This is a genomic window from Kitasatospora sp. NPDC097691 (genome assembly GCF_040302665.1).
Lineage (GTDB): Bacteria > Actinomycetota > Actinomycetes > Streptomycetales > Streptomycetaceae > Kitasatospora.
Genome location: NZ_JBEORY010000111.1, coordinates 1 through 7,371 on the forward strand (window position 1 = coordinate 1; position 7,371 = coordinate 7,371).

The following is a 7,371-nucleotide window of genomic DNA, read 5'->3' on the forward strand; positions in this document are numbered from 1 at the left end:
TCCGCGGAGACCACCACGGTGTGGGACACCCCGGGGGTGTTGTCCACGAAATTGGTGATCAGCCAGTTCAGGTTCTGTGCGGCCTGGCTCATCTGGTTCAACTCAACGCTCCTGGTGATCTGCGCCGTTGCCGTCGCTGCGGCCACCGAAACTATCGAATCCGGGCTGCTGGGCACCATGCTGGAAGCCCGGCTGGTTGGCGGTCTGTTCGGCCCCGGCCCGGCGGCCCTGCTGGATGCCGCGGCGCAGGTTGGTCAGTCGGCCGCGGACCTCCTCGGGGGCCCGGGAGACCTGGGGACCGGTCAGCGGCGAGGCCTCGGCGGTGCCGGAGACCAGGTTGGCCTGCGGGGTCCGTCGGGGCAGGCCCGACATGGTGACACCGTTGGTCGAGGGCTCGCGGACCTGCTCGGCGCGGCGCCAGCGCTCGTCGTTCGCGGACGGGCGCCAGGGCGCGTCGTCGGCACCCGGCTGCGGCTGCTGGGGCTGCTGCTGCGGCGCCTGCTGGTGCGGGGCCTGCTGCTGCGGCGCCTGCTGGGCCTGGCCCTGCTCCTGGAACCCCGGCGCGGAGGTGCCGGGACGGCGCGGCCGGTAGGACTGCGGCCGTTCCTGCTGCGGGGCCTGCTGCTGGGCGTCGGCCTGCGGCTGCCAGGGCTGCTGGCCGGCGGCCGCGGACGGGCCGGTCGGCAGCGCCATCGGCTCCTGGTGCGGCAGCTGCGGCTGCTGCGGGGCCTGCTCCTGGCGCATCGGCTCCGGACGCGCCGGGTTCGGCACGTTCGGCAGCACCGGCTCGACCAGGCCGAGGCCCAGCGGGTCGCGCGGGTCGATCTGGCTGGCCTCGAAGCGCGGGCGGGCGAACTGCTGGGTGCTCTCCACCGGCGCCGGCTCGGCCGACGGCAGCGGCTGGGGCTGCTGCATGGCCTGCTGCTGCTGCTGCTGCGGCGGCAGCTGCGGCTGGCGGTCGCGCTGCGGCGCGTCCGGGCCGGGGCGCTGCGGACGGCGCGGGCCCTGGGCACCGGGCCGGCCGGGGGCACCCTGAGCGCCCGGGGCGCCGGGGCCACCCGGGGCGCCCGGGCCCTGACGGCCGGGGGCGCGCTGCGGCAGGCCGTCCTGCGGACGGTTGCCCGGACGGGCGCCCTGCTGCGGAGCACCGGGGCCGCCGGGGCGGCCGTGCTGGGGCTGCTCGCCGGTCCGGGGACCGGGAGCGCCGTCGAACTCGCCGCCGGGGCGCGGCCGTTCCTGACCGGGCTGCGGCTGGCCGGGCTGCTGGCCGGGCTGCTGCTGGCGGCCGCGACGGGGCAGGCCGTTCGGGCCGGCCTGCGGCGGACCCTGGCGGCCCGGGGCGCGCTGCGGCAGGCCGCCCTGGGGCGACTGCTGCTGCGGCTGCTGCTGCTGTGCCTGCGGTGCCTGCGGTGCCTGCTTGGGCTGCGCGGGCTGCTGGCCCTGGCGGCCCTTGCCCTGACCCTGACCCTGGTTCGGCACAACCGGGTTCTCGCGCAGCGCCTTGCCGACCTGGCGGGTCGGCAGAGCGCCCGGGCGGCCGCCGGGCGCACCCGGACCGGCCTGTCCACCCGGACCGGCCTGTCCACCGGGACCGGCCTGAGCGCCCGGGCCCGCCGGGGCGGCCGGACCGCCCTGGCCGAGCTGGGGGCGGCCGCCCTGCGGGGCACCGCCGGCCGGGCCCTGGCCGAGCGCGGCCGGACCGCCCTGACGGCCGGGCGGCATCTGGCGCTGCTGTCGCGGCGTCGGGGCGACCCCGCGCTGCTGCTTGGCCTGGGCGGGGCCGGGGCGGCCGGCGCCGCGGCGCTCGCCGGAGTTGGTGACGTCCACCGGGAGCATGACCAGCGCGGTGGTGCCGCCGGAGTCGCTGGGGCGGAGCTGGATGCGGATGCCGTGGCGCAGCGAGAGGCGACCGACCACGAAGAGGCCCATGCGGCGGGAGACCGAGACGTCCACCGTCGGCGGGTTGGCGAGGCGCTCGTTGATCTCGGAGAGGTCGTCGGGGCTCAGGCCGATGCCGGTGTCGTGGATCTCGACCAGCACGCGGCCGTCCGGCAGCGCGTGGCCGGTGACCCGGACGCGGGTCTGCGGGCTGGAGAACGAGGTGGCGTTCTCCAGCAGCTCCGCGAGCAGGTGGACGAGGTCGTTGACGACGCGGCCGGCGACCTCGGCCGACGGCACCGCGGCGAGCTCGATGCGCTCGTACTGCTCCACCTCGGAGGCGGCGGCGCGGAGCACGTCGACGAGCGGAACGGGCCTGGTCCAGCGGCGGCCCGGGTCCTCACCGGCGAGGACGAGGAGGTTTTCGCCGTTGCGGCGCATACGGGTCGCGAGGTGGTCCAGCTTGAAGAGGTTGGCCAGCTGGTCCGGGTCCGCCTCGCGGCTCTCCAGCTCGGAGATGAGCGACAGCTGGCGCTGGATGAGGCCCTGGCTGCGGCGCGAGAGGTTGGTGAACATCGCGTTGATGTTGCCTCGCAGGAGGGCCTGCTCGGCGGCGAGGCGGACGGCCTCGCTGTGCACCATGTCGAAGGCGTGCGCCACGTGGCCGATCTCGTCGGCGGAGTCGACGGCGACCGGTTCGACCGTGGTGTCGACGTCGTGCGGGTCGCTCTCGGAGAGCGTCTTGACCAGCTCGGGCAGCCGGCGCTCGGCGACGTCCTCGGCCGCGGCCTGCAGACGGGTCAGCGAGCGCACCATCGAGCGGGCGATCAGACCGGCGCCACCGAGGGCGACGAGCAGCACCAGGGCGACCGCGACACCGATGATCAGGGCGTCCGTGTCGGCCTGGGACTGCAGGTCCTGGGCCTTGCCGTCGAGGTTCTCGATCAGCTTGGCCTCGATCCGCTTCTCGGCGTTGATCTTGGCGCTGGCCTTCTCGTACCAGTCCTTGTAGGTGACCGGCTCGGTCTGGTGGATGCCGCCCTGGGTGAGGACCGTGCCGGCGTAGCGGTCGGCGTCGGCGACGACGCCGTTGTAGCTCAGCTGGCTGCGCAGGTTGTCCAGGTCGTGCGCGGTGTAGATGTTGTTGAAGCTGGCGATCGCGTTCTCGTACGACAGGCGCAGGCGGATGCCGAAGGACTCGTCGCTGAGGCTGAGGTCCGGACCCTTGGGGTTGGCGAGCGCGGCGCTGATCAGGGCCCGCTGCTGCGAGGTCGCGTTCTTGGCGAGCGAGAACTGCTGCAGCGCGCGGGTCGAGACGACCAGGTCCTTGTTGTTCGAGGCGAGCGCGATGTCCTGGGTGATGGACAGCAGGTCGCGGATGATCACGTCGTAGGCGGTGATCGTCGACTGGATGTTCTGGTTGACCTGGTACGGCGCGCCGCGGGTGTCCGAGACCGAGTTCAGGTCGCGGCGGATCTGCAGCAGCAGCGCCTTTCCGCCGGACAGTTCGAGGTTCTCGAACTTGTCGGAGGAGGCGGTGAAGGTGCGGCTCAGGTCGTCGGTGGCCTTGCGGGCGGCGACGATGTCGTCGTCCAGCTGGGCGTTCGGGTTCTGCGTGATCGGGCCGGCGCTGATGTCGCGCTCGGTCTGCAGCGCGTCCGCGAGGTTGGTCGCCTTCTTGGCCAGGTCGGACAGGTTGGCCATCTGGGCGAGTTGCTGCGAGTTCTCCATCGAGGTCTGGATGCGCAGGCCACCGAGGACCAGCGAGACCAGGACGGGGAGGGCGAGCAGGGCGATCAGCTTGCTGCGGATGCGCCAGTTGCGCATCGCGAGCCGGTTCAGACCGGTGGCCCGGCGTCGGGTCAGCGAGGTCCGGAGTTTGTCCCGGGTGGACGTCCGTTCCTGGCCGTCCCCCTCGGGGCGGCCGACGGCGTCGGGTGTGATCGGCTCTGCCTGGCCACCGGGCGCCGCCGCCTGCCGGGGGGCTGCCGCGGGCTCGCGCGACTCCGGGTTACCCGCGGCGCCGCTACCCCTTTTGAAACGTCCCTGCACTGGCGTCGCAACCTCTGGACCGGGCGTCCCGCCGCGTCGCCACGGCCTGGACGGTGTCGAGTTTCCATCCGCTCCCCGGCCGGTCCGGAAGAGCGGGTCACCGGGGTGGACCACTCCCTACCCACGGTCCGTCGCATTCCAGCACAGCCGGGGAATCCCAACAAGGGCCGCAGGAACCGGGCGCCCGGCGCTACCGACCGCTTGTGCGATCTCACTGACTGTGCGGTAACCGGACCGGAATACCGCCTTTTTCGGACACTCGCCGGATACATGCCAACCAGACCGTAGATCGAAAAGAGTCACAGACCTTCCCGAATGACCGATATCTGTCGAATGTCGGAAAATTCCGATGCGGCGATATGTCGGTTATCTGCCTTTTGATCGGCATTTTGTGATCAAAATCACAGACTAATGTGTAGCTTTGGTCACGGTCTCTATGGAAAGAGATCTCGTAACCTGGCTGCTCCGGAGCACGGCCCCGATCAGCCTGCCCAGAACCCCTCCGAATCAATCGGAATCACTCAGGCCGGTGCCGATCCGCGCGGATCCGCCCGGCCACGACCACGAGGTGCTCTCGATGTCCCAGGCGAAGAAGGCCAACAAGTCCACGCTCTCCTGCCGCCCGACGGCGAACCCGCGCCGGACGACGCTGGCCTCGGTCGAGGACTTCAGCAAGATCCCGGGTGCCCGCAAGCCCGAGGACGTCCTGACCTACGGCACCGAGCTGCCGGACAGCACCGCCAACCCGCGCCGCACCCAGCTGATGGTCGCCCCGGTCGTCGTCGTGGCGGACTGACCCCGGCGCGTTCCCCGAGGGCGCCGCCGCCACGAGCCTCGTGGCGGCGGCGCCCTTCGCCGTTCCCATCCGGCTCGGGCAAGGTGCCCGGGGCACTTCCGCCCCAACCACGCTGAACAGGGGCAAAGCGGTCGGCCGGGGCCCCACGCGATAGCCTGGAGGCCGATTGACGGGGCCGCGCCCACTGCGGGCGGGGCGCCCACCAGCGCCCGGGCGCGCCCCGGGCGGCCGACGAAGCGAGGGGTAGCCCAGCCGTGCGCATTGCCAGGTTTTCCGTCCGGGAAGGGAGCCCTGCCGCCGGCAGCGTCTCCTTCGGCGTGGTGGAGGGCGACCCTTCCCAGCCCGACTCGCTGGTCGTCCACGCGCTGGCCGGCCACCCGTTCGGCCAGCCCCAGCCCACCGGCGAGAGCTACCGCTTCCAGGACGTCCGGCTGCTCAGCCCGATGCTCCCGAACAAGATCGTGGCGGTCGGCCGCAACTACGCGGCGCACGCGCAGGAGCTGGGCCACGACGTCCCGGACGTCCCCCTGACCTTCTTCAAGCCGTCCACCTCGGTGATCGGCCCGACCGAGAACATCGCGTACCCGCCGTTCTCCTCGGACGTCCACCACGAGGCCGAACTCGCCGTGGTGATCGGCCGGATGTGCCGCGAGGTGCCGCTGGACCGGGTGCCCGAGGTGATCCTCGGCTACACCTGCGCCAACGACGTGACCGCCCGGGACGTCCAGCAGCGCGAGGGCCAGTGGGCCCGGGCCAAGGGCTTCGACACCTCCTGCCCGCTGGGTCCGTGGATCGAGACCGACCTCGACCCGGGCGACCTCGCCGTCACCTGCACGGTCAACGGCGAGCTCCGCCAGACCGGCCGCACCTCCCTGATGGTCCGCTCGGTCGCCGAGCTGATCGTCCACATCTCCGAGGCCATGACACTGCTGCCCGGCGACGTCATCCTCACCGGCACGCCCGCAGGGGTGGGCCCCCTCAACGTCGGCGACGAGGTCGCCGTCTCCATCGAAGGCATCGGCACTCTCACCAACAAGGTGATCAAGCGTGGCTAACACTGACCCGGCCGTCCGGGTTCGCTTCTGTCCGTCCCCGACCGGCAACCCCCACGTGGGCCTGGTCCGCACCGCCCTCTTCAACTGGGCCTACGCCCGCCACAACGGCGGCACGATGGTCTTCCGGATCGAGGACACCGACTCCGCCCGCGACTCCGAGGAGTCGTACGGCCAGCTGCTCGACGCGATGCGCTGGCTGGGCTTCGACTGGGACGAGGGCCCGGAGGTCGGCGGCCCGCACGAGCCGTACCGCCAGTCGCAGCGGATGGACATCTACGCCGACGTCGCCCGCCGCCTGCACGAGGCCGGCCACGCCTACCACTGCTACTGCAGCACCGAGGAGCTGGACGCCCGCCGCGAGGCCGCCCGCGCGGCCGGCAAGCCCTCCGGCTACGACGGCCACTGCCGGGAGCTGACCGACGACCAGGTCGCGGTCTACAAGCTGGAGAAGCGCGAGCCGATCCTGCGCTTCCGGATGCCCGACAAGACCATCTCCTTCGACGACCTGGTGCGCGGCACGCTCACCTTCGAGCCGGAGAACGTGCCGGACTACGGCATCGTCCGGGCCAACGGCGCCCCGCTGTACACCCTGGTCAACCCGGTGGACGACGCCCTGATGGGCATCACCCACGTGCTGCGCGGCGAGGACCTGCTGTCCTCCACCCCGCGGCAGGTCGCGCTCTATGCCGCGCTCGCCGAGATCGGCGTCGGCAACGGCACCACCCCGCGCTTCGGCCACCTGCCGTACGTGATGGGCGAGGGCAACAAGAAGCTCTCCAAGCGCGACCCGCAGTCCTCGCTCAACCTGTACCGCGAGCGCGGCTTCATCCCGGAGGGCCTGCTCAACTACCTGTCCCTGCTGGGCTGGTCGCTGGCCGAGGACCGGGACATCTTCGGCATCGACGAGATGGTCGCCGCCTTCGACATCGCCAAGGTGAACGCCAACCCGGCCCGCTTCGACCTGAAGAAGTGCGAGGCGATCAACGCCGAGCACGTCCGCAAGCTGGCCCCGGAGGACTTCGCCGCCCGACTGGTGCCGTTCCTCCAGGCCGCCGACCTGCTGCCGGCCGAGCCGACCGCCGAGCAGCTGGACGTGCTCGCCAAGGTGGCGCCGCTCACCCAGGAGCGGATGGTCGTGCTGAGCGAGATCGTGAACATGGCCGGCTTCCTGTTCGTGGCGCCGGAGAAGTTCGCCGTCGACCCGGACGACGCCGCCAAGGTGCTGACCGCGGACGCCCGCCCGGTGCTGGAGGCCAGCATCAAGGCGCTGGAGGAGCTCGCGGACTTCACCCCCGAGCCGATCCAGGCGGCCCTGCGCGAGGCGCTGGTGGACGGGCTGGGCATCAAGCCCAAGTTCGCCTTCACGCCGCTGCGGGTGGCCGTCACCGGCCGCCGGGTGTCGCCGCCGCTGTTCGAGTCCATGGAGCTGCTGGGCCGTCCCGAGACGCTGCGCCGCCTGCGCTCCGCCCTGGACGCCCTGCCGGCCGCCTGAACGGGTCGCTGAGCAGGCCGCGGCGGGACACCGTGCGGGCGCGAGTACGTGCTCACCCGGTCGAACAAGCGCTCCTTCCCGTTCGCGACGGACACCGA

The 7,371-nt window shown here is 72.2% G+C and carries 4 protein-coding genes and 1 pseudogene; 3 read left to right on the plus strand and 2 right to left on the minus strand.

The features are described from left to right. Both ABTY56_RS38305 and ABTY56_RS38310 read right to left on the minus strand, forming a co-directional pair. Positions 1–92, minus strand: a pseudogene (locus ABTY56_RS38305) (roadblock/LC7 domain-containing protein); the annotation flags it as partial. A 10-nt stretch (positions 93–102) separates the two neighbouring features. After that, positions 103–3,705: a nitrate- and nitrite sensing domain-containing protein gene (locus ABTY56_RS38310; RefSeq protein ID WP_350634320.1), complete on the minus strand. Its 3,603-nt coding sequence runs from the start codon at positions 3,703–3,705 to the stop codon at positions 103–105. A gap of 754 nt (positions 3,706–4,459) precedes the next feature. On the opposite strand from ABTY56_RS38310, the gene ABTY56_RS38315 reads away from it, so the two are divergent. The 3 genes from ABTY56_RS38315 to gltX all read left to right on the plus strand — a co-directional run bounded on the left by ABTY56_RS38315 (position 4,460) and on the right by gltX (position 7,273). Continuing rightward, positions 4,460–4,726: a hypothetical protein gene (locus ABTY56_RS38315; RefSeq protein WP_350634321.1), complete on the plus strand. Its 267-nt coding sequence runs from the start codon at positions 4,460–4,462 to the stop codon at positions 4,724–4,726. Between the two features lie 254 nt (positions 4,727–4,980). After that, entirely contained in the window at positions 4,981–5,781 is an 801-nt protein-coding gene (locus tag ABTY56_RS38320; protein ID WP_350634322.1) for a fumarylacetoacetate hydrolase family protein, read from the plus strand. Beyond that, positions 5,774–7,273 (plus strand): glutamate--tRNA ligase, encoded by a 1,500-nt coding sequence (gene gltX / locus ABTY56_RS38325; RefSeq protein WP_350634323.1) that lies wholly within the window; start codon positions 5,774–5,776, stop codon positions 7,271–7,273. The genes ABTY56_RS38320 and gltX overlap by 8 nt, the downstream gene beginning before the upstream one ends. Positions 7,274–7,371 lie beyond the last annotated feature (98 nt).

Bases quoted from the DNA above. Each gene is read 5' to 3' on its own strand.
- ABTY56_RS38310 (WP_350634320.1), bottom strand. From the start codon at position 3,705: ATGCGCAACTGGCGCATCCGCAGCAAGCTGATCGCCCTGCTCGCCCTC.